Annotated in this window: 16 protein-coding genes, 1 pseudogene and 1 riboswitch; of the genes and pseudogenes, 12 read left to right on the forward strand and 5 right to left on the reverse strand. The window is 72.3% G+C overall.

What is annotated here, in order from left to right; genetic code table 11:
- From pstA to MKW14_RS11680, 7 genes are all read left to right on the forward strand, one after another.
- Entirely contained in the window at positions 1-1293 is a 1293-nt protein-coding gene (pstA, locus tag MKW14_RS11650) for a phosphate ABC transporter permease PstA (RefSeq protein WP_240861893.1), read from the forward strand.
- Positions 1293-2960, forward strand: a complete 1668-nt coding sequence (locus MKW14_RS11655) for a substrate-binding domain-containing protein (protein ID WP_240861895.1) — start codon at positions 1293-1295, stop codon at positions 2958-2960. The genes pstA and MKW14_RS11655 overlap by 1 nt, the downstream gene beginning before the upstream one ends.
- The gene (locus tag MKW14_RS11660; protein ID WP_240861897.1) at positions 2957-5563 is read left to right on the forward strand and encodes a hypothetical protein; all 2607 of its coding nucleotides are present in this window, start codon (positions 2957-2959) and stop codon (positions 5561-5563) included. Before MKW14_RS11655 ends, MKW14_RS11660 begins: the two co-directional genes overlap by 4 nt.
- 261 nt (positions 5564-5824) lie before the next feature.
- Positions 5825-7822: an Ig-like domain repeat protein gene (locus MKW14_RS11665; protein ID WP_240861901.1), complete on the forward strand. Its 1998-nt coding sequence runs from the start codon at positions 5825-5827 to the stop codon at positions 7820-7822.
- 80 nt (positions 7823-7902) lie between these two features.
- Positions 7903-8793, forward strand: a complete 891-nt coding sequence (locus MKW14_RS11670) for a sortase (protein WP_240861903.1) — start codon at positions 7903-7905, stop codon at positions 8791-8793.
- A gap of 103 nt (positions 8794-8896) precedes the next feature.
- Positions 8897-9661: a phosphate ABC transporter ATP-binding protein PstB gene (pstB, locus tag MKW14_RS11675; RefSeq protein ID WP_308314595.1), complete on the forward strand. Its 765-nt coding sequence runs from the start codon at positions 8897-8899 to the stop codon at positions 9659-9661.
- Between the two features lie 66 nt (positions 9662-9727).
- Complete coding sequence (locus tag MKW14_RS11680) at positions 9728-10096, forward strand: DUF6479 family protein (RefSeq protein WP_240861905.1); 369 nt, start codon at positions 9728-9730, stop codon at positions 10094-10096.
- Between the two features lie 79 nt (positions 10097-10175).
- Here the strand turns inward: MKW14_RS11680 and MKW14_RS11685 are convergent, their stop codons facing one another.
- The gene (locus MKW14_RS11685; protein WP_240861907.1) at positions 10176-10862 is read right to left on the reverse strand and encodes a DUF6445 family protein; all 687 of its coding nucleotides are present in this window, start codon (positions 10860-10862) and stop codon (positions 10176-10178) included.
- A gap of 230 nt (positions 10863-11092) precedes the next feature.
- Between MKW14_RS11685 and MKW14_RS11690 the strand changes: the two genes are divergently transcribed.
- Entirely contained in the window at positions 11093-11881 is a 789-nt protein-coding gene (locus MKW14_RS11690) for a DUF4142 domain-containing protein (protein WP_240861909.1), read from the forward strand.
- A 289-nt stretch (positions 11882-12170) separates the two neighbouring features.
- Complete coding sequence (locus MKW14_RS11695; protein WP_240861911.1) at positions 12171-13124, forward strand: LAETG motif-containing sortase-dependent surface protein; 954 nt, start codon at positions 12171-12173, stop codon at positions 13122-13124.
- 200 nt (positions 13125-13324) lie between these two features.
- On the opposite strand, the gene MKW14_RS11700 is transcribed toward MKW14_RS11695, so the two are convergent.
- The gene (locus MKW14_RS11700; RefSeq protein ID WP_240861912.1) at positions 13325-13684 is read right to left on the reverse strand and encodes an ArsR/SmtB family transcription factor; all 360 of its coding nucleotides are present in this window, start codon (positions 13682-13684) and stop codon (positions 13325-13327) included.
- 80 nt (positions 13685-13764) lie between these two features.
- Positions 13765-13954: riboswitch (cobalamin riboswitch) on the forward strand.
- A gap of 24 nt (positions 13955-13978) precedes the next feature.
- Between MKW14_RS11700 and nicT the strand changes: the two genes are divergently transcribed.
- On the forward strand, positions 13979-15061 hold the full coding sequence (gene nicT / locus MKW14_RS11705; RefSeq protein WP_240861915.1) for a Nickel transporter NicT: 1083 nt from the start codon (positions 13979-13981) through the stop codon (positions 15059-15061).
- 30 nt (positions 15062-15091) lie between these two features.
- On the opposite strand, the gene MKW14_RS11710 is transcribed toward nicT, so the two are convergent.
- On the reverse strand, positions 15092-16057 hold the full coding sequence (locus MKW14_RS11710) for a nucleoside hydrolase (protein WP_240861918.1): 966 nt from the start codon (positions 16055-16057) through the stop codon (positions 15092-15094).
- Between the two features lie 81 nt (positions 16058-16138).
- Positions 16139-17365 (reverse strand): annotated as a pseudogene (gene thrS / locus MKW14_RS11715) (threonine--tRNA ligase); the annotation flags it as partial.
- Between the two features lie 339 nt (positions 17366-17704).
- Between thrS and MKW14_RS11720 the strand changes: the two are divergent.
- Positions 17705-18475, forward strand: coding sequence for a hypothetical protein (locus tag MKW14_RS11720; RefSeq protein ID WP_240861921.1), 771 nt, complete (start codon positions 17705-17707; stop codon positions 18473-18475).
- Positions 18476-19359: 884 nt separating this feature from the next.
- Here the strand turns inward: MKW14_RS11720 and MKW14_RS11725 are convergent.
- Positions 19360-20703, reverse strand: a complete 1344-nt coding sequence (locus tag MKW14_RS11725; RefSeq protein ID WP_240861923.1) for a helix-turn-helix domain-containing protein — start codon at positions 20701-20703, stop codon at positions 19360-19362.
- A 108-nt stretch (positions 20704-20811) separates the two neighbouring features.
- Here MKW14_RS11725 and MKW14_RS11730 point away from each other — a divergent pair, with 108 nt between their 5' ends.
- Positions 20812-20967: a hypothetical protein gene (locus tag MKW14_RS11730; RefSeq protein ID WP_240861925.1), complete on the forward strand. Its 156-nt coding sequence runs from the start codon at positions 20812-20814 to the stop codon at positions 20965-20967.
- Positions 20968-21183: the final 216 nt, after the last annotated feature.

The following is a 21183-nucleotide window of genomic DNA, read 5'->3' on the forward strand; positions in this document are numbered from 1 at the left end:
ATGACCGTCGTCGAAGAGACCGGCCTGACCTCGGGCCGAGGAGAGAAGACAGGCGTCCGGGCGGACGCCGACGGCCCGGCGGCCGACGCCCCGGGCGCCGAACTCCCCGACCGTCCCCGCCGTATCGGCGGCGTCAGCCGCTCCGGGGTGCTGTCCCTGGCCGGCGCCGCCGTCTCGGGCCTCTGTGTCGCCGTGCTGCTGTTCGGTGAACTCGCCCCGTTCTCAGGCGCGTTGGGCTTCACCGTCACCGCGTACGCGGCCTTCCTCGCCATCTACGCGGTGCTGACCGGTCTGGAGGAGGACCGGGAGGCGGTACGGGACCGGGTGATGACGGTCGTGCTGTGGACGGCGGCCGTGCTGCTGTTCGCCGCGCTCGCCCTGGTCGTCGGCTTCACCGCCTGGCGCGGCCGCGAGGCCCTGCCGCACGGCAACTTCTTCACCCAGGACATGCAGGCGGCCGGCCCCCTGGACCCGCTGAGCCACGGCGGTATCGCGCACGCGATGCTCGGCACGCTCATCATGATCACGATCGCGCTCGCCATCACGGTCCCGCTGGGCCTGGCCTGCGCGGTCTACCTCAACCAGATCCCCGGCCGCTTCTCCCGGTTCGTGCGCACCATCGTCGAGGCGATGACCGCGCTGCCGTCGATCGTCGCCGGCCTGATGGTCTACGCGGTCTGGATCCTCGGGCTCGGCATGCAGAAGTCGGGCCTCGCGGCCGGGTTCGCGATCAGCGTGATGATGCTGCCGATCGTGATCCGGGCCTCGGACGTGGTGCTGCGCCTGGTCCCCGGCACGCTGGCGGAGGCGGCGGAGGCGCTGGGCGCTCCGCGCTGGCGGACCGTCTGGCACGTCGTCCTGCCCACCGCGCGCTCGGGGCTCGCCACCGCGGTCATCCTCGGCACGGCCCGCGGCATCGGCGAGACCTCCCCGGTGCTGCTGACGGCGGGCTTCACGGCGGCCCTCAACGGCGACCCGACCAACGGCCCGATGATCTCCCTCCCGCTGGCCGTCTTCACCTTCGTCAGGTCCCCCGAGCCCACGATGATCGCCCGCGGTTTCGGAGCGGCGGCGGTGTTGATGGGCCTGGTCCTGGTGCTGTTCGCCATAGCGCGAGTGATCGGGGGACGGGGGCCGGGCCACCAGAGCAAGCGGCAGGCCCGGAAAACGGCGAAGGCGTCCCGCCGGGACGAGGAGAGATTCACCGAACTGCACGCTGCCGCACTGCAGTTGTTCGACAGCGGTTCCCAAGACGACACCGAGCAGATCAACGACTCCGGAGACAGTCACTGATGTCCAGCCCTGTCATCAACGCCCTCCGTCGGCTGGGCATCCTCGCCGCGCTGCTGGGCATCCTCGCCGTTCCGACCACCGCCACCCCGGCCTCTGCCGACAGCTACACCCCCATCGCCGGCGCCGGATCCACCTGGGCCGAGAACGCCGTCGACGAGTGGCGCCGGGCCGTCAACCAGTACGGCATGCGCATCAGTTACGCCGGCACCGGCTCCTCCGACGGCCGCCGTCAGTTCCTCTCCGGCACCGTCGACTTCGCGGTCTCGGACATCCCCTTCCAGACCCACCCCACCGACGGCAGCGCGGCGGAACGCCCCGCGCAAGGGTCGTACGCCTACATGCCGATCGTCGCCGGCGGCACCGTCTTCATGTATCACCTGACCGTCAACGGCCAGCGCGTCACCAACCTCCGCCTCTCCGGCGACGTCGTCACCAAGATCTTCACCGGGGTCGTCAAGACCTGGGACGACCCGGCGATCAAGGCCGACAACCCGGGTCTGCAGCTCCCGCACCGCCCGGTCGTGCCGGTCGTCCGCTCCGACGGCTCCGGCTCCACCGCCCAGTTCACGATGTGGATGGCCAACCAGCACAGGGCGCTGTGGCAGGCGTACTGCGCCAAGGTGGGCCGCTCCGGGGCGTGTGGGCAGACCTCGTACTACCCGACCGTCTCCGGCATGATCGCCCAGTCCGGCGACCTCGGCGTCGCGGGCTACGTCGCGCAGAACTACGGCGAGGGCGCGATCGGTTACGTCAACTACTCCTACGCCCTCAACGCGCACTATCCCGTCGCCAAGGTCCTCAACCACGCCGGCTACTACACCGAGCCGACCCCGCAGAACGTGGCGGTCTCGCTGCTCAAGGCGAAGATCAACACGGACAAGAGCTCCGCGGACTACCTCACCCAGCAGCTCGACGGCGTCTACACCGACAGTGACCGGCGCAATTACCCGCTCTCCAGCTACTCGTACATGATCCTGCCGCTGAAGGTGCAGGGCACCTTCACCAAGGCCAAGGGCAAGACGCTGGGCGCGTTCTCGTACTACTTCATGTGCCAGGGCCAGCAACAGGCGCCGCAGCTGGGCTACTCGCCGCTGCCGATCAACCTGGTGCAGGCGGGCTTCGACCAGATCCGCCGCATCCCGGGCGTGCAGACGCAGAACATCAACATCAAGGGCTGCAACAACCCGACCTTCACCGCCGACGGCCGCAACAGGCTCGCGGAGACGGCCCCTTACCCCGCCGCCTGCGACAAGCAGGGCGCGGCCCCCTGCACGACCGGCAGCGGGGGCGCCAAGTCCGGCAGCGGAGGCGGGAGTTCGGGCGGCGGCGGCACCGGCGGGTCCACGGGCGGTTCGGCCGGCGGGTCCTCCGGTGGCACGACGGGCGGGGGCGGTGCGGCGGCCGGGGGCGCCGGCACCTCCGCGCAGCCCTCCGTCGACCCCGACACCGGCCAGACCATCGCCGCCGATGGAACGGGCACCGGGGCCGCCACGACCGCGGGCGGCACCATCGCCCTCGCGCAGCCCGTCGCGGTGGCCGGACACAGCGGCTGGACGACCACACAGACCCTGATGGTGCTCGCCGTCTTCCTGGTGCTCAGTCTGGTCCTGCTGCCCTCGCTGGTCTCCCGCCTCATCAGCCGCGCCTCGGACGGGGGTTCGCGATGAGCCGGGTACGACGTCTGCTGCTGAGGGTCGTCGCCGGAACCACCGTCGGCGCGCTCGCCGGGTTCGCCGTTGCCCAGTCGGCTCCGCCGGCGACTGCTGCGAGCTCCTCCGCCGTCACGGTGTCGGGGCGCGGCGAGTTCAGCACCATGAAGTTCACGGTCTCCCAGACCAGCCACCTCACCAGCCAGGCGATCACGGTCTCCTGGACCGGCGGCACCCCCACGACCTTCGCCGGCACGCAGTTCAACACGGACTTCGTGCAGATCATGCAGTGCTGGGGCGACGACGACGGCATGGTGCCGTCCAACCCCGGTCCGCCGCGCACCCAGTGCCAGTACGGCGCCTCCCCGACCACCGACCGCACCAGCTGGCCGGGCAACGACTACGACGACACCCGCAAGGTCTTCTACAGCGCCGACCCCACCAACTACGGCCAGGACAACCGGTACGGCGCCGCCAACCCCAACGCGCCCGGCGAGGTCCCCTTCAAGTCGGTCGACGGCACCACGGTCACGACCAACACCCAGAACAACCCGTTCTTCAACCGCAACACCACCAACGAGGTCGACTTCGCCCGCACCGGCGCCGGCGGCACCGGCACCGAGTACTTCGAGGTGCAGACCGCCAACGAGGCCCCGCACCTGGGCTGCGGCACACCGGTGACGACGAACGGGGTGACGAAGCCGCGCGACTGCTGGCTGGTGATCGTCCCGCAGGGCCACCTCGACGTGGACGGCAAGCCGTACACCGACCACAGCCAGGTCAACGCGGGCTCCCCGGTCTCCTCCACCAACTGGCACAACCGCATCGCGATCCCGCTGCACTTCAACTCGGTCGGCACCAACTGCGCCCTCGGCGCCAAGGAACGCCCCACCACCGGCAGCGAGCTGGCCGCCGACGCCATGACCAGCTGGCAGGCGGCGCTGTGCCCGGCCGGGAAGGTGTACAGCTACACCGAGCAGGGCGAGCCCGACGCCCGGGGCCGGCTCGGCAACGACGGCTCCTCCGGACTCGCCTTCACCACCCGGGCGCTCGGGGCCGACGCCAGTTCGGCCGCGCCCCCGGACACCACGACGTACGCCCCGGTCGCGCTCTCCGGAGCCGTCATCGGCTTCACCATCGAACGCAGACCGAAGGCGGGGGCGCCCGACTCGGTGACGAAGCTCGCCGGGACGAAGGTGGAGTCGATCAGGCTCACGCCCCGTCTGGTCGCCAAGCTGCTCACCGAGTCGTACCGCAACTCGACGTGGGGAGCGGTGGTCGGTTCCACCGTCGCCAAGAAGTACGGCTGGGCGCGGAACAACCCGGCCGGCCTGGCGAGCGACCCCGAGTTCATCGCGCTCAACCCCGAGTTCGCGTATCTGTCGGTCGCCGAGACCCCGGCCACCGACACCGACCTGATGACCTCGCTCGGCCACAGCGACACCGCGCACGACCTGTGGCAGTGGATCTGGGCGGACAAGGAGGCCCGGCAGTTCCTCGCCGGTGTCCCCGACGACGACGGGATGCGGGTCAACCCGTACTACAGCACCAACGCCGACCTGAACCCGACCGGCGCCGCCTTCGACCCCTCGAACCTCGACGAGTACCCGAAGAGCGACCCCTGGTGCACGATCCCGCCCGGCACCGGCGCCACGCTCCAGCAGTGCATGACCGACTTCCACCCGTACGTGGACGACATGCACGCCGGTGCCCTGCACACCCGGCGCGCCGACATCCTGTGGAAGTCGAGCTGGGACGCGCTCGCCAGTCCGCCGGCCTTCAAGAGCCCCGGCCCGCAGATGGTCGGCTCGCGCTTCGTCATCACCGTCACGGACGCGGCCTCCGCCGCCCGCTACGGCCTCCAGACGGCACAGCTGCGCAACGCGGCGGGCGAGTTCGTCGCCCCGACGACCGACTCCCTGACCGCCGCCGCGAAGAGCGCCGCCGGGAAGACGGTCGCCGAGATCACCCCCGCGGGCGCCACCGCCAAGGACGCCTATCCGCTGGCCCAGCTGGTCTACGCGGCCGCCCGGCCCGCCAAGCTCACCGCCGACGCCCGCCGGGACTACGCGGCCCTGCTGCGGTACGCGGCGGGCAACGGGCAGCTCAGCGGCGCCGACCCGGGCCGGCTGCCGGCCGGGTACGCCCCGCTGCCGCAGCGGCTGCGGGCGCGTGCCCTGCAGGTCGCGGCCACGCTCGAGCACTTCAAGGGCGGCTCCGCGGACGGCGGTTCCGGGTCGTCCGCGGGGTCCGGCGGCACCGGCACGGGCGGCTCGACGGGCGCCGGCTCCTCGGGCGGCGCGGCCACCGACGGCGGCGCCGGTACGCCGAGCGCGGGCGCGAGCACCTCGCCGAGCCCGCAGGCCTCGTACGACGGCGGAAAGGCCGTCCAGACAACGGCCGCCGGCAACACCCCCGCCGACCCGGCCGACCCGCTGCGCTACGCCGTCCCGGTCGGTGCCGTCCTCGGCGCCGTGGCCGGCGCGGGCGCCCCCTTCGCGGGCGGCAGCCGACCGCGCCTGCCGCTGCGCGTGCCCCTCCCCGGGAGACGGACGGTGACGCTCGTACCGGACACCCTGCCGGAGCGGCTGCGCAGGCTGCTGCCGCCGGGCCGGGGGTGAGCACCGTGCCACGGGCCGAGGCGGGCATCGGCCCGCCCCCGGGCGGGAGTTGACACCGGGCCGCTTCAACCCCGCCCGGTGCCGAGCCCGCGTGTGCCCCTCGGCGCGCGGCCCTCACCGGCCCGCGTCCCACCCCTCCGAGCCGAGCCCCCGCGGGGCCCGCGCTCCCACAGACGGCCGTCCGCCCCGAAAGGCAGTCGGGGCGGACGGCCCGTACCACCCTGCCAGATCCACCCCTTCGCACAGTCACGGAGACTCTCGATGCGCAGAACGCGCTCTACGGCGGCGCTCGTCGCCGCAGCCGTGGTGGCCGGCGGCCTGGCTCTCGCGAGCCCGGCGTACGCCGACCCCACCCCCGCGGGGACCTTCCGCCAGCTGGTCGGCGTGGGCTCCGACACCACCCAGGACGTGCTCAACGCCCTCGCCGGCGACACCGTGGCCGGCCAGAGCTACGCCGCCACCGCCGTGAAGTCGGCGGGCGGTGCCGGCCTCGCCTCCTACGACGCGATCGAGCCCGGCACCGGCTCCACCACGTCGGACATCACGACCCGTTCCGGCGGGCCGTCCTTCCTGCGCCCGAACGGATCCGGCAAGGGCCGTCTCGCCCTGAGCGAGTCGCTGACCGGCGACAAGTTCCCGGACTCCACCGGTGTCGCCATCAAGGGGCAGGTCGACTTCGCGCGCTCCTCCAGCGGCCCGTCCTTCTCCGGCAGCGCGCTCACCTACATCCCGATGGCGCGTGACGCGATCGGCGTGGCGGTGCGCGGCTCCGGTCTGGACACCCTGACGGTGGCCCAGTTGCACGACATCTACGTCGGCACGCTCACCACGGTGAACGGTCAGACCGTGCACCCGAAGATCCCGCAGAGCGGTTCGGGCACCCGTAAGTTCTTCCTGTCGATCCTCGGCCTGCAGGACTCGGACCTCGCCCCGAGCGTCCAGGCGGTCCAGGAGAACCAGGGCAACAGCGCGCTCACCGAGGACGGCGCCCTCGTCCCGTTCTCCGTCGGCAGCTGGATCGCCCAGAACAACGGCGTGGCCCCCGACTACACCAAGACCTCCGTCGCGGGCGGCGGGCACCTGGCCGCCATCCAGCTGCCGGGCGACGCCGGTGCCACCAGCCCGGTGACCACAGTCAACGGCAAGCTCGCCGCCGTCGACGCCTACTACGAGAACGCCACCTTCGGCCGCGACGTCTACAACGTCGTGCCGACCCGGGCGATCGACCCGACGAGCATCTTCTTCGACAAGGACCTCTACGACGTCTTCGTCACCAGCGGCAGCCACACCGCCGCCCTGGCCTCCGACGACGCCGAGAAGGTCATCGCCGCCTTCGGCTTCGTCAACGAGTCCTACAACGGCTACGTCAACCTCGCCAACAAGCACGTCAAGCAGGGCGGCCTGGAGGAGACCGGTGTCTCCACCGCCGTCCCGGACGCGCCCAGGCTGAAGGCCACCACCGGCGACGCGAGCCTGAAGCTGAGCTGGACCGCCCCGGCCGCCACCGCGCTGCCGCTGACCGACTACCGCGTCACGCTGACCGACGCGGGCGGCGCGGTCGTCGCGGTCAAGAACGTGCCGGCCACCACAACCTCGTACAGCTTCACCGGTCTCGCGCTGGGCAAGTACACCGCCACGGTCACCGGTGACAACCTCAACGGCACCGGTGCCGCGTCCACCTGGACCGGCTCGGTCAAGTACAAGAGCGCCACCACCGCCACGGTCGCCACGACCCCCTATGGCAAGGCCCCGAAGGTCGCCGTCACCGTGACCGGCAGCCACGGCGTCAAGCCGACCGGCAAGGTCACCGTGAAGGAGGGCTCCACCGTCCTCGGCAGCGGCACCCTCGACGGCTCCGGCAAGGTCACCGTGGCCCTGTCGAACCACCTCAAGGTGGCCACGCACACGCTGACCGTCTCCTACGGCGGCGCCGCCAAGCTGAACTCCTCCTCGGCGACCGCCACCCTGAAGGTCACCAAGGCCACCGCCTCCGTCGCGAGCACCGCGCCCGCCTCGGTCAGCCACACCGCGCGCGCCAAGGTCACCGTCAAGGTCACCGCGACCGGCACCACGCCGACCGGCACGGTGAAGGTCTACGAGGGCTCCAGGCTGCTCGGCACCGGCACCCTCAGCGGCGGCAAGGTGACGATCACCCTGCCGAAGCTGGCCCGGGGCAAGCACAGCCTGCACGCCACCTACGCGGGCTCCGCGACGGTGAACGCCAAGACCGGCCCCGTCTTCACGATCAAGTCCACCTGATCCATCTCCCCCCGGCTGCCGGGGAGGGCCCCTCCTCCCCGGCAGCCCCCTCTCGAACTTCCCGAAGGAGGCGGACCGCCGTGACACTCGCCGTACCCCTCACGCTCACGCGCGTCCGGAGCGTCACCGTCGTCCGCCATCTCGCCCGGGGCGGCCTGCTCAGCCTCGCCGCCCTGCTGCTCGGCATCACCGCCCAGCTGCTGCTGGTCAGCGGTATCCAGGAGCGGTCCGCGCAGCACTCCGCCTTCGACGAGCTGCGCGGCCAACTCGCCCTGGGGACCGCGCCTGTCGCGCAGACCGACCAGCAGGGCAGGCTACTCGCGCCGGGCACGCCGGTCGCGATCGTCGGCATCCCCAGGCTGGGGACGACGCAGGTGGTCCTGGAGGGCACCGACTCCTCGGTGCTGACGGACGGGCCCGGCCACCGCCGGGACACCCCGATGCCCGGGCAGGCCGGCACCAGCGTGCTGATGGGGCGGGCCGCGGCCTACGGCGGACCGTTCCGCGGGCTCGGCTCGATGTCGTCCGGCGACCGGATCACCGTGGTCACCGGGCAGGGCAAGGCGACGTACCAGGTGCTGGACGTGCGCCGGGCCGGTGATCCGGCACCCGCGCCTGTGGCCGCCGGCAAGGGGCGGCTGGTGCTGGTCACCGCGACCGGCGCCCGGTTCGTGCCGGCCGGGGTCCTGCGCGTCGACGCCGACCTGGTCTCCGCGCCCTTCCAGACGCCGACGGCGGTGATCCGTACCGGCACGCTGCCCGGCTCCGAGGAGCCGCTGGCCCGGCCCTCCGGGGTGCCGTGGCCGCTGGTGATGTGGCTGCAGGCGCTGCTGCTGGCCGCCGTCGCCGCCGTGTGGGCCTGGCACCGCTGGGGCCGCCACCAGACGTGGATCGTCTTCGCGCCCCTCGTCGCGGTGCTGGGCCTCCAGGTCGCCACGCGCACCACCGAACTCCTGCCGAACCTGTTGTGAGGTGTCCCAAGTGACCGAAGTGACCGAAGTGACGACCGACTCCCTGTCCGACACGGTCGTCCTGCCGCCGGTCGAGACCGCCGGCGCGAGCGCCCCCGCCACGATCGAGGCCCGGTCGGTCTCGGCGTGGTTCGGCGGGCACCAGGTGCTCAGCCAGGTGTCGCTGACCATGCCCGCGGGGCGGGTCACCGCGCTCATCGGGCCGTCCGGATGCGGCAAGTCGACGTTCCTGCGCACGCTCAACCGGATGCACGAGCTGATCCCGGGGGCGCAGTTCGGGGGCGAGGTGCTCTTCGAGGGCGAGGACATCTACGACGCCTCCTGGCGGCTGACGGACGCCCGCCGCAGGATCGGCATGGTCTTCCAGAAGCCGAACCCGTTCCCCGCGATGTCGATCTACGACAACGTGGTGGCCGGTCTCCGGCTGACCGGCACCCGCGCGAGCCGCCGGGAGAAGGACGAGCTGGTGGAGGAGTCGCTGTCCCGGGCCGGTCTGTGGAAGGAGGTCCGCGACCGGCTGCGCAAACCGGGCGGCGCGCTCTCCGGCGGCCAGCAGCAGCGCCTGTGCATCGCCCGGGCGTTGGCGGTACGGCCTCGGGTCCTGCTGATGGACGAGCCGTGCTCGGCGCTGGACCCGACCTCGACCCGCCGTGTGGAGGAGACCATCCACGAGCTCGCCGACCAGGTGACGGTCGTGATCGTCACCCACAACATGCAGCAGGCGGCCCGCGTCTCCCAGCAGTGCGCCTTCTTCCTCGCCGAGCAGGGCACCCCCGGCGGCATCGTCGAGGCGGGCCCGACGGACGACGTCTTCGGCACCCCGAAGGACCAGCGCACGGCGGACTACGTGGCGGGCCGCTTCGGCTGACCGGAGGAGGCGGGGATGCGTGTGCTCGACCTCTCCTTTCGCGGCGTTTGGGTCGATAATCGAGGCATGAGTACGGCGACGTTTGTCATGGCGGCCACGTCGGTGGACGTAAGCCACGTGGTCGGCGCCTTCATCGGTGGCCTGGTCATCGCCGGTGCCCTGGTCTGGGCCTTCTGGTTCGGCATGCGGGTGCGCGACCGTGAGCTGCCGCGGCCGCTCCCGGACGAGCAGCCCCACCTTCCCGACGGCGGAGCCGTCCGCGAGATGCGCGAGGTGCGCGAACCGGACGAGGTTCCGCTCTCCGAGGACGGGAAGCGGCTGATGCCCCACGAGATGCATCGCGCGTCGAGCAGGACGGGCAAGGACCAGCACCGACGGCGCTGGATGCCCGGCTCCAGCGGCTCCTTCGGCAGCGGCGGCCTGGGCGTGCGCTAGCGGCGCGCGGCGCCTGGGCGTGCGCTAGCGGCGCGCGGCGGCCTGGGCGTGCGCTAGTGACGCGGCGGGCGCGGCCGGCTCAGGCCATCCAGAAGAAGACGGCCGTCATCCGCTTGTCCTCCAGCGCGCTGCCGGAGTAGCCGGTCGCGCTGTGCACCAGGTTGGCGTGGTACAGCAGCAGCCGGTTGTACCTGTGCGGGACGCGTACGTCCTCCTCGAAGTGGTCCCCGGGCACGAACCGGGTGCCGAGCGCCTCCACGAGGTTGTTGTGCGGCGCCTGCACGATGTTGCCGCCGAGCCGTCCGCCGGGCAGCGACTGGCGGTAGAACGCGGTGCCGCAGTCCTTGCCGACGCCGGGGTTGAGGTACAGCACGGCCGCGTACCGGCACAGCGCCCGTGAGTCGGTGTGCGGCCGCGGCTCGCTCTCGCCCTCGCCGACGACCTGGACGCAGTTGTGGTTGAGCGTGCCGCCGCCGGGCGCCTGCTGCACCCACAGCTCCTTCGCCCCGGTCGCCTTCTTCACCAGGCGCTCGACGCGGGCGAGTTCGTCGGGCTCCAGGCCCGGCATGGTGCGCAGGCCCGGCCAGGTTTCCGAGGTGTACGGGTAGCCCTTGACCCAGTCGTCCTTCGCCAGACAGCGCTCCCGTACGGCGTCCACGTCCGGCAGTGCGTCGTCGATGACCCAGTAGTCGCGGCCCTTGGTGGGCTTGCGGTAGGGCAGGACGGGAAGGGCCGCGGGGACCCTGGGCGCGGGCTGTGGGGGCATGGGCCGAATCTAGGTCGGGGGTCGACCCGCGCTCTCCCGTGAACGGGTCAACATTCCGTCAACGCCTTGTCATGACCACCGAAGGGCCGGACCTCCAACCCCCTTGGAGACATGGCTCACATCCCCCGGTTTTTACCAAACCAAAAGGTTCCGCGTCCGGGTCCGGTCCGTATTCCACACCGTCCTACCCCGCCGCACGCCGGCGGGTCCCCGACCGGTCAGGAGGCACGGTGCGCTTTTCGCGGAACGCGACGGGAACTCTCTTCGTTGGCGGTGCCCTGAGTCTGACTCTGGTCGCGCTCGCCTATCCCGCGATGCTCGGGGTGAACACCGTGTCGGCCTCAGGGACGAGAGTCGTCGCACAGACCCAGTGGGGTCCGCTGACCGAGGCGGACCGGGACTTCGTGGTCAAGGTGCGCGCGGCCGGCCTGTGGGAGTACCCCGTCGGCCAGCTGGGCCTGCAGAAGGGCCAGAGCCAGGCGGTCAAGATCGCCAGCAAGCACCTGATCGACGGTCACGCGGCGCTGGACGCCAGCTGCCGCAAGATCAGCACGATGCTGAACATCACGATCCCCAACATCGCGAGCCCCCAGCAGGAGGGCTTCGTCAACACCCTCAAGGCGGACAGCGGCAAGCAGTTCGACATCGACTTCGCCAACATCCTGCGGGTGACGCACGGTTCGATCTTCAACACGATCGCGAAGATCCGCTCAACGACCAAGAACACGGTGGTGCGCGCCCTGGCCGACCAGGCCAACGCGACGGTCCTGGACCACATCACGGTCATGGAGCAGACCGGGCTGGTCAACTTCGACCAGGTGCTCTTCCAGGAGACCACCCCGCCGAAGCTGCCCGCCAAGGACCTGACCCCGCCGCCCCCGGCCGCGGGCCAGCCCCAGGTCGTGCTCACCCCGCCGGTGGACACCACCACCCAGCCCCCGATCCTGCCCGGCGAGTCCTCGCCCGGCACGGGCGGTGCGGGAGGCACGGCGGCCAGCCCCAGCCCGACGGTGGGATAGCCCCCACAGGAAGGGGCGTAGGGCCCCTACGGGACAGGAGGTTCGGGCGGCCGAGCGGAAGCGGATCCGCCCGTTCCTACTGTGGCGTAATCGTGATGGCGCGCTGAACTTCCGGCGCGTCACCGCAGGTTGACAGCGTTCGGCGGGAGATCCACCATGTGAGCACACTGAGGCGCATGTGACCAATGGGCCCAGTGTTTTCGCAGACCAATCTCCCCGGCACGGCCGGCCGCCGCATGCTGTCCCGCGCCGCCGTGCCCGGGTCACGCACGCCAAGATGGGGATCCGCATGTCCATAGCGAGACGTGTCACCGTGCGCCGCCTCATGGGGACGGGCGCCGCGTCGCTCGCCCTGTGCGCCGCAACCGTCGCCGCCGCCTCCGGCGCCTGGGCCCACGGCGGGACTCCGGGCGGCGACGGCTGGAAGGCCGGCGGCTCCTACAAGCCGGGCACCGGCGCCGGCACCAAGACGGAGACCGACCGCTGCCAGTTCTCGCTGGACGGCACGGACTTCTACGACTCGGTGAAGGTCGACGACCAGACGCTGAAGCCCACCGACGACGGCAAGGTCCACATCAAGGTCCGCACCGCCGGTGACGCCTCCACCTGCACCGCCTCGCTCGCCTCCTACCTCGCCCACGGCGCGACCTTCGCGACCTCGGGTCAGCAGGTGTTCGTCGACTTCGACACCGTGACGGTCAAGCCCGGGCAGACCGACTCCCTCGACATCGCGGTGCCGGACGCGGGCTGCTTCGCGCAGATCGACCTCTACCGGGGCGCCACCAAGTTCGACGGCAAGCTGGACGCCAAGGACGGCTTCGAGCACGGCGACCTGCCGGCCGGCCCGGACCACGCGGTCATCAAGGACAAGCTGATCGCGTCCTGGAACGGCGGTACGAAGGACTGCACCACCGAGTCGCAGCCCCCGAGCACCCCGCCCGCCTCCACCCCCGCCTCCACGCCGCCGTCGACGCCCCCGGCCTCCGAGAGCGCCACCCCGACGCCGAGCGGGTCCGAGTCGACGCCGAGCGCGTCCGAGTCGACGCCGGCCTCGACCGACACCCCGGTCGCGTCCGCGTCCACCACCGTCCCGGCGGCCACGCCGAACGGCGGTGGCGGCGGCCTCGCCGAGACCGGCGGCGGCAGCAGCTCCGGCCTGATCGCCGGCGGCGCGGCGGCCCTCCTGGCGGGCGGCGCGGCCATCGTCGTGGCGAGCAAGCGCCGCCGAGGCGCCCGCTCCTGAACCACCCCCGAAGACGAACGCCCCGGAGACCCCCGCTCCGGGGCGTTCGTCGCGCACGGGGCGGGTCATGAGCGGGGCTGGTCAAGAACCGTGACCGGTGATGTGCCGTCGGCTGTCACGGGTTGTCGGCTCTCACGGGTTGTCGGCTCTCACGGGTTGTCGGCTCTCACGGGTTGTCGGCTCTCACGGGTTGTCGGCTCTCACGGGTTGTCGGCTGCGCAGTGTTTGAGGAGGAGGCGGGTTTCCTCGTCGATCACGCGGTAGCGGACGACGCGGCCCTCCTTCTCGCCCGTGACCACTCCGGCCGCCCGTAGCAGGCGTAGGGCCTGGGAGACGGCGGGGTCGTTCATGCCGGTCGCGATCGCGAGGTCGGAGACGGCGAGCGGGCCGGTGCGGTGCAGGGCGAGCAGCAGGGCGAGCCGTTTGGGGTCGGCGAGCAGCGAGAAGCGGTCGGCCCACGTGCGCACATGGGCCTCGTCACCGATGGCGGCGATGGCGTCGCACACCCGGTGGCCGTCGATGGTGCGGCGGTCCGCGCGGTCGGCCGGGACGAGATGCATGCGCCCATCCTCGCAGGCACCGCGCTGTGATCTTCGATACCTGCACAGGTACGCAGCTATGCAGGAGGGGACCCAGCCCCCTACGGTGGGCGGGCCGTGGTGTTCGGGAAGTCGGTGCGATGCCGACGCGGCCCTCGCCACTGTGATCGGGAAGTCACCGGTCCACGCCCCCGCAAGGGGCAGCCACTGGCCGTTTCACCACGGCCGGGAAGGCGGACCGGCGACACACGACCCGTCAGCCAGGAGACCGGCCACGGCATCACGAAGTGATCCACGAGGTGCTGGAGCGTGAACATGACCGACGCTGCTTCTTTCCGCTGGCGGCGCGAGGACACCGTCAAGACCGCGGGGCTGGTGGCGGTGATCGCCGCCCTCCACGTCGTCGCGTTCGGGATCCTCTTCCTCCTCGTCGTCCCCGGCCACTACGAGGTCGGCTCCAAGGCCTTCGGCATCGGCCTCGGCGTCACCGCCTACACCCTGGGCGTGCGGCACGCCTTCGACGCCGACCACATCGCCGCGATCGACAACACCACCCGCAAGCTGATGGCCGACGGCAAACGCCCGGTGTCGGTCGGCTTCTGGTTCGCGCTCGGGCACTCCAGCGTGGTCGTGCTGCTGGCCGCGATGATCGCGGGCGGCACGGCGCTCGCCGGCAAGGTCATGAACGAGAACTCCAGCACCCACAAGGTGCTCGGCGTCCTCGGTACGACGATCTCCGGCACCTTCCTCTACATCATCGCCGCGCTCAACCTGGTGGCCCTGATGGGCATCCTGAAGGTCTTCAAGGCGATGCGGGCGGGGACGTACGACGAGTCGGAGCTCGAAGCGCACCTGGATTCCCGGGGGTTCATGAACCGCATCCTCGGCCGCCTCACCAAGTCGATCACCCGCCCGGGCCAGATGTACCCGCTGGGCTTCCTCTTCGGGCTCGGCTTCGACACCGCCACCGAGGTCACACTGATGGTGATGGCGGGCTCCGGTGCGGCGGCGGGGCTGCCCTGGTACGCGATCCTGTGCCTGCCGCTGCTCTTCGCGGCCGGGATGAGCCTGTTCGACACGCTGGACGGCACGTTCATGAACTTCGCCTACCAGTGGGCCTTCTCCAACCCGGTCCGCAAGGTCTTCTACAACCTGACCATCACCGGTCTGTCCATCGCCGTGGCCTTCTTCATCGGCACGATCGAGCTGGTCGGGGTCCTGCACGAGAAGTTCGACCTGACCGACTCGGTCACGGGCTGGATCGCCGGCCTCGACCTGGACAACGTCGGCTACGTCATCGTCGGCCTGTTCGTGGTCGTGTGGGCGGCGGCGCTGACCTACTGGCGGGTGGCGAAGGTGGAACAGAAGTGGTCGGTGCGGCCGGCGGAAACCCCGTGATCAGCACCGTCTCCGCCGGCCGGCCCGCCGTCACGGCCTCTCCACCGCCGACAGCCACAGCTTGACGAAGCGGGGCACGTCGACGTCCAACGCCACGTCCACCAGGGGCTGTTCGCGGGCGCCTTCGTGGATCTCGGACTCGCCGGGGCGGGCGCGGCGGTCGACGATCGTCTGGCCCCGGGTGGGTCCGGGGGCGAGGGAGACCTCGACGGGGAGCAGGCTGGTGGTGATGCCGGCCGGGTCGGCGACGGAGCAGACCGCGCCCGCGTCACCGAGCCCGCCGGCGGTCTCGTCGCTGTCCGGGTCGGGCGAGGACGGCCGGTGGGCGAGGAGTTCACCGGCGAGACGGGTGCCGGGCTCCGCGCTCGCCCGCAGCCGTCGTACGTCCGCGCCCGGCACCACGACCCGCTGGAACACGTCGAGGCCGTACATCGTGATCGGCACGCCGGCGGTGAGCAGGACGGCGGCGGCCTCCGGGTCGTGCCAGACGTTGAACTCGGCGACCGCCGTGGCGTTCCCGGTCGCGACCGCGCCGCCCATGAAGACGATCCGCTCGATGTTGCGGACCACGTCCGGGTGCGTCCGCAGCAGCAGCGCGATGTTGGTCAGGGGCGCCGTGGGGACCAGCGTCACCGGGCGCGGCGAGGCGAGGATCTCGCGGCGCAGCAGCGTCACGGCGTCCACGTCGGCCGGGGTGCGGGTCGGCGCGGGCAGACCGAGGTCGCCCATGCCGTCCACCCCGTGCACGTGCCGTGCCGTGCGCACCGGCTCGATCAACGGCCGCTCGGCGCCCCGCCCGACGGGGATCTCCGGGGCGCCGGCCTGCTCCAGCACGGTGAGGGTGTTGCGCACGACGCCGTCCACGTCGGTGTTCCCGGCGACACAGGTGACCGCCCGCAGATCGATCCCCGGGTGCCGTACGGCGAACAGCAGGGCCAGGGCGTCGTCGACACCGGTGTCGCAGTCGATGATCACCGGAACGGGCTGACCGGTCACAGCGGACTCCCTCTTCGCCGCACCTTCACGTACGAGACCGACCTTAAGCCCTGCGCACATCCCCCGACCGGGCTCGCCTGGCTACGCGGACGCCCACAGGGCGGTGCCCCTGGCCGCGACCCGGGCGTCGATGCGGCGCAGCAGTTCCTCCGCCGGCAGGGCGCCCGGGCGGGTTCCGTCGCGCAGGCGCGGGGCCGCCAGGCCGTCGGTCGCCTCCTGTTCGCCGATCACCGCCTGGTAGGGGACCAGCCGGGCGGCTCGGACGCGGGCGCCGAGGGAGCCGTGTTCGGGGCCGACGAGGTCTGCCCGCAGGCCACGGGCGACCGCACTGGCCAGGAGGGCCTCGGCCTGGGGGCGCTGCTGCTCGGACACCGGCAGCACCACCAGCTGCACGGGGGCGAGCCAGGCGGGGAAGGCGCCGCCGTGCTGTTCGACGAGGTGCGCGACCGCCCGCTCCATGCTGCCGATGACGCTGCGGTGCACCATGACCGGCCGGTGCTTCGCCCCGTCCGCGCCGATGTAGTGCAGGCCGAAGCGTTCGGGCTGGTGGAAGTCGATCTGCACGGTGGACAGGGTCGACTCGCGCCCGGCCGGGTCGGCGATCTGCACGTCGATCTTGGGGCCGTAGAAGGCGGCCTCGCCCTCGACCGCCTCGTAGGCGACGCCGGCCCCGTCGAGCACCTCGCGCAGGAGGGCGGTGGCCCGTTCCCAAAGGGCCGGATCCGCCACGTACTTGCCGCCCTCGCCGGGGAGGGAGAGACGGTGGCGGGCGGCTCGGATGCCCAGGTCCGCGTAGGCCCGCCCGATCAACTCCACGGCCCCGCGCGCCTCTTCCACCGCCTGCTCCAGGGTGCAGAAGATGTGGGCGTCGTTGAGCTGGATGGACCGCACCCGGGTCAGCCCGCCCAGCACCCCGGACAGCTCGGAACGGTACATGCCGCCCAACTCGGCAATGCGCAAGGGAAGTTCGCGGTAGCTGTGGGACCGGGAACGGTAGATCAGGGCGTGGTGGGGACACAGGCTCGGGCGCAGCACGACCTCCTCGCCGCCCAGCCGCATCGGCGGGAACATGTCGTCGCCGTAGTGCGCCCAGTGCCCGGAGATCTCGTACAGCTCGCGTTTGCCGAGAACCGGCGAGTACACGTGCCGGTACCCGGCCGCCCGCTCCAGGCCCCGTACGTACTCCTCCAGCACGTGCCGTACGGTCGCGCCGTCGGGCAGCCAGTACGGCAGCCCCGCGCCCATCAGCGGATCGGTGTCGAACAGGGCCAGTTCACGGCCGAGGCGTCGGTGGTCGTGCATGGTCTCTCTCCTCGCTCGGGAGGGACGGGCGACCCGGGCGGCGGCACATGACGAAGCCCCGGGGCACTCGCCCCGGGGCTTCGGACATCCAGTCCAGTGTTCAGCGCGCCGGGACGTTCTCCGGCGTCGTCGTGGAAAAGGCGTGGACGCGCTGCATGGCGGCGACCGTAGCGCGGGCGTGGAGGGGAGCGCAACGGATTTTCGTGACGCGCGGACCGACCGGCCAACCGCCCCACCGCGTAACCCGTACGGCCCGGCTCGGTGGTGGGCCGTCGCAGCCGGTGGTCCCGTGGGAGGCGTACCCCCACCCTGTACGTCCATCCTGTACGTCGGTCAGGAGCCCCCATGCCCCGCACCCGCGCCCGCGTCCTCACCGCCTCCGCCCTCGCCGCCGCCGTCCTCGCCGGCGCGAGTGCCTGTACGGCTCTGACGGACGGGGCGGCGCAGCCGGTGCGAGGCGCCTCCCCGGCCGCGAAATCCTCGCCCACCGCCCCCGCGCCCGGAGCGCTCACCGAGGCGCAGGCGCAGGCCGCGCTGGTGACGGCCGCGGACCTGGGGGAGCCCTGGGCGCCCACGCAGGGGGCGGCGACCTGGCGGGACGGGGTGCTGAAGGCGACCACCGACGCGCCCGACTGCCGTCGGCTGCTGGACGCCCTGTACACCGACGACCTGTTCGGCACCGACGCCCGGATCCGGGCCGTGGTGGGGCTCGACGACGCCGTCGACCAGGCCCAGTTGCGCTACCAGGTGCTGACGCTGGACGCGGGGGAGGTGTCCCGGACCCTGGACTGGATGCGGGGGCTGCCGCGCACGTGCGGTCGGTTCACGGCCGTCACCCAGTACGGGGCCGTGCAGGGCGTGCAGGTCACGCAGGCGCGGCTGCCCGAGGTCGGGGACGCGCGGCAGGGGCTGCGGGTGACGCTGACCGGCGCGACGGCGGACGGCGAGCCGACGGTGCTGACCCTGGACGTCGCCGCGGTCCGGTCCGGCGAGGACACCATCGCGGTGAGCGACGGCGGCCTCGCCGACGTCTCCCCCGACGTCACCGCGACGGCCGTACAGAAGGGCCTCCAACGCCTGGCCGACGTACGCAAACAGGGCCGCGCCCAGGTCTGAGCCGCGCGATCCTCGCGAGCAAGCCCGACGAAGTCCGAGACGCTCCGGCCCCACGCCGAGCCGCCGCCGGCTCGTCGCTCGCGGCGGCGGTGTAGGGGAGCCGGTCGCCGTCGCCCGGCCGATCGCTGCTGCGTCATGGGGCGGAGCCCCGCTCCCGGCAAGGGAACGCAAGCCTCCCTCAAGTACCCAGGGCTCGTGGAACCGGCCGGGAAGCGGCTTCCCGGACCGGTCTTCACAGCGCGGGCGCCGCTCGCTACCGTCGGCTGTGGTGCGTGTCAGGCAGCGGCCGCACGAGGGCGAGCCCGGTGCCGCCGCTCCCGGGTGGGCGTTCGCGGCCGGTGTGCCGACCGACCTGTGGCCGGATCCCGTACCGAGCGCTCCCCCCGCCCCGGCCGCACGGTCCCGTTCCGCACCGTCGGCCCGACCCCCTGGCCCTCGTCCCCGTGACCGCCACGCCGACCGGGGCGTCTCCCGCCGTCCCGAGCGGGCACGGGGGCATCCCCGGCGAGCGCGCGTACGGGGAGCGGCGCGCCCTCGCCCGGCGGCCACCGCCCACCACCAGGCGGTGGCCGCCACCCACGCCCCGGGTGCCAGGATCACCGCCCACCACGACAGGTGGCTGCCAGCAAGCCCGGAAGCCATGCCCCCCACCACCAGGATTGGCCGCCACCAAGCCCGAAAGCTATGACTTTCCCGCACCACCAGAAGCGGCCCCCACCAGACCCGAAAGCCTGACCACCCCCACCACCAGAAGCGGCCGCCACAAACCCGAATCCATCACCACCCCCACCACCAGGGCTGGCCGCCACCAAGCCCGGCCGCCATGACCATCCCCCCCACCAGGAGTGACCGCCACCCACACCCGCGTGCCGTGCCCCTCACCGTCACAGGGGAGGTTGGGCCGGGGCCGGGCCCAGGGTGGTGGTGCCGGGGGCCGTGCGGTGGCCGAGGCCTGTGCGGTAGGCGTCGAGGGCCGCTTCGACGCGGCCCGTGCGGCGGAACAGGTCGCCCAGGAGACGGCACAGGTCGGCCAGGTCGCCGGCGGCGCCCGCGCGCTCCAGGAGGCTCAGGGCGCGTACGTAGTGCTCCTCGGCGGCCTCCGTGTCGCGGGCGTCCTCGGCGATGATGCCGAGCAGACGGTGGGCGGCGGCGGAGTGCAGGGCGCCGCGCTCGGAGTTGAGGGTGCTGAGCACCTCGTTCAGCAGGTCGGCGGCCTCGTCCGACTTGCCGCGCCGGTGCAGCACGTCGGCGAGCTCGACGGCGGCCTGGCTGCTGTAGAGGGCGGCCCGGCCCGCCGAGAGCATGGTCAGGGCCTGCCGCAACTCGCCCTCCGCCCGCTCCAGTTCGCCGTTCTGGGCGCAGACGTACCCGCGCATCCAGTGGCAGTTGGCGAGCTCGGTGCGCAGTTGCAGGGTCCGGTACAGCTCGGCGGCCCTGGCGAGCGAGGCGTCGGCCTCGGCGATACGTCCCTCGGCGAGCAGGGTGCGGGCGACCGAGCGGTGCATCCGGGCGACCAGCGCGGGGTCCCCGGCCTGCGGGGCGAGGGCGAGCGCGAACTCGGCGGCCTTGGCGGCGCGGGCGTGGACGCCCATGTCCATGTAGGGGCCGATGATGCTGGCGTAGAGCAGCAGCAGCGCGTCGGGGTCGTGCAGCCCGCCCCGGTTCAGCTCGTCGAGGGTCGACTCCAGCAGGTAGACGGCGTAACGGAGTTCACCGGCGAGGTAGTGGGAGACGGCACGCCCGCGCAGGGCCGGCACCCGGGCGGGCAGCGGCGCGTCGGCGAGGACCTGTTCGGTGCGCTCGAAGTACCCGCGGGCGGCGGTCAGTTCACCGCTCTCCAGGGCGCACTCGCCGAGTCCGAGCAGCGCGGCGGCCCGGACGTCGGCCAGTTCGTGCTCCTCGGCCTCGGCGAGCAGGGCGGTGTAGCAGGCGGCGGCCTCCTCGACCTCGCCGGCCGCGAGGGCGCGCTGCGCCCCGGTCAGCCTCAGCCGCAGGTCGGTGGCGAGGTGGGCCGGACGTCCGGTGACCAGCTCCTCGTACGCCACGCCGAGCCGCCCGGCGATGTGCCGCAGCGCCTCGTCGGAGGGCCGTACCCGGCCGGCCTCCAGGGTGGAGATGTAGGCGGGCGTGTACGCGGGCTCCGCCAGCTGCCGCTGCGTCAGCCCCCGTTCCCCCCGCAACTGCTGCACCCGGCGCCCGATCGTCTCCGGATCGTCACGTTCCGCCATCCCCAACTCCCCCTGGCCCTCTTGCTGTTGTCCGCCGGAGCCCCTAGGTTAAGCGGCACCTTAAGCGCGTTTAATACAACACTGTTGAAACGCCATTGAGAGGTTGCCGTGCTCCGAAACATCTCCGAGCGTTACGCCCGAGGTCTCGGCGCGGCCATCGTCGCGGTGGCCGTCCTCCTGCTGGCCTCCAACGCGGTCCCGGCGAAGGCGGACGACGCGGGACGGGCCGAGCACGTACAGCACGTCCACGACGCGGGCCGGTGAACCGCGGCCCCGGCCCACGCCGTCGGGACAGGGACCTGCCGGGGTCAGCACCTCCAGGTCGCCCAGTACCACTGGCCCTTCATCGAGCCGTCCGACAGCTTCATGGTCGTCCTCCTGGTCGTGCGTCGGCGTCGAGCGGCCGGCGTCACTCGGGAGGCTCGCCTTCCCGGGGTTGACCGGACAGTCGATCCCTGCCGCCAATCAATCGCTTGACCT

Origin of the sequence: Streptomyces gilvus (assembly GCF_022513565.1) — a bacterium.
Classification (GTDB): Bacteria; Actinomycetota; Actinomycetes; order Streptomycetales; family Streptomycetaceae; genus Streptomyces; species Streptomyces gilvus.

Excerpts from the sequence above, each read along its gene's own strand:
- pstA (WP_240861893.1), top strand. The coding sequence starts at position 1 with ATGACCGTCGTCGAAGAGACCGGCCTGACCTCGGGCCGAGGAGAGAAG.
- MKW14_RS11655 (WP_240861895.1), top strand. The coding sequence starts at position 1,293 with ATGTCCAGCCCTGTCATCAACGCCCTCCGTCGGCTGGGCATCCTCGCC.
- MKW14_RS11660 (WP_240861897.1), top strand. The coding sequence starts at position 2,957 with ATGAGCCGGGTACGACGTCTGCTGCTGAGGGTCGTCGCCGGAACCACC.
- MKW14_RS11665 (WP_240861901.1), top strand. The coding sequence starts at position 5,825 with ATGCGCAGAACGCGCTCTACGGCGGCGCTCGTCGCCGCAGCCGTGGTG.
- MKW14_RS11680 (WP_240861905.1), top strand. The coding sequence starts at position 9,728 with ATGAGTACGGCGACGTTTGTCATGGCGGCCACGTCGGTGGACGTAAGC.
- MKW14_RS11685 (WP_240861907.1), bottom strand. The coding sequence starts at position 10,862 with ATGCCCCCACAGCCCGCGCCCAGGGTCCCCGCGGCCCTTCCCGTCCTG.
- MKW14_RS11695 (WP_240861911.1), top strand. The coding sequence starts at position 12,171 with ATGTCCATAGCGAGACGTGTCACCGTGCGCCGCCTCATGGGGACGGGC.
- MKW14_RS11700 (WP_240861912.1), bottom strand. The coding sequence starts at position 13,684 with ATGCATCTCGTCCCGGCCGACCGCGCGGACCGCCGCACCATCGACGGC.
- nicT (WP_240861915.1), top strand. The coding sequence starts at position 13,979 with ATGACCGACGCTGCTTCTTTCCGCTGGCGGCGCGAGGACACCGTCAAG.
- MKW14_RS11720 (WP_240861921.1), top strand. The coding sequence starts at position 17,705 with ATGCCCCGCACCCGCGCCCGCGTCCTCACCGCCTCCGCCCTCGCCGCC.
- MKW14_RS11725 (WP_240861923.1), bottom strand. The coding sequence starts at position 20,703 with ATGGCGGAACGTGACGATCCGGAGACGATCGGGCGCCGGGTGCAGCAG.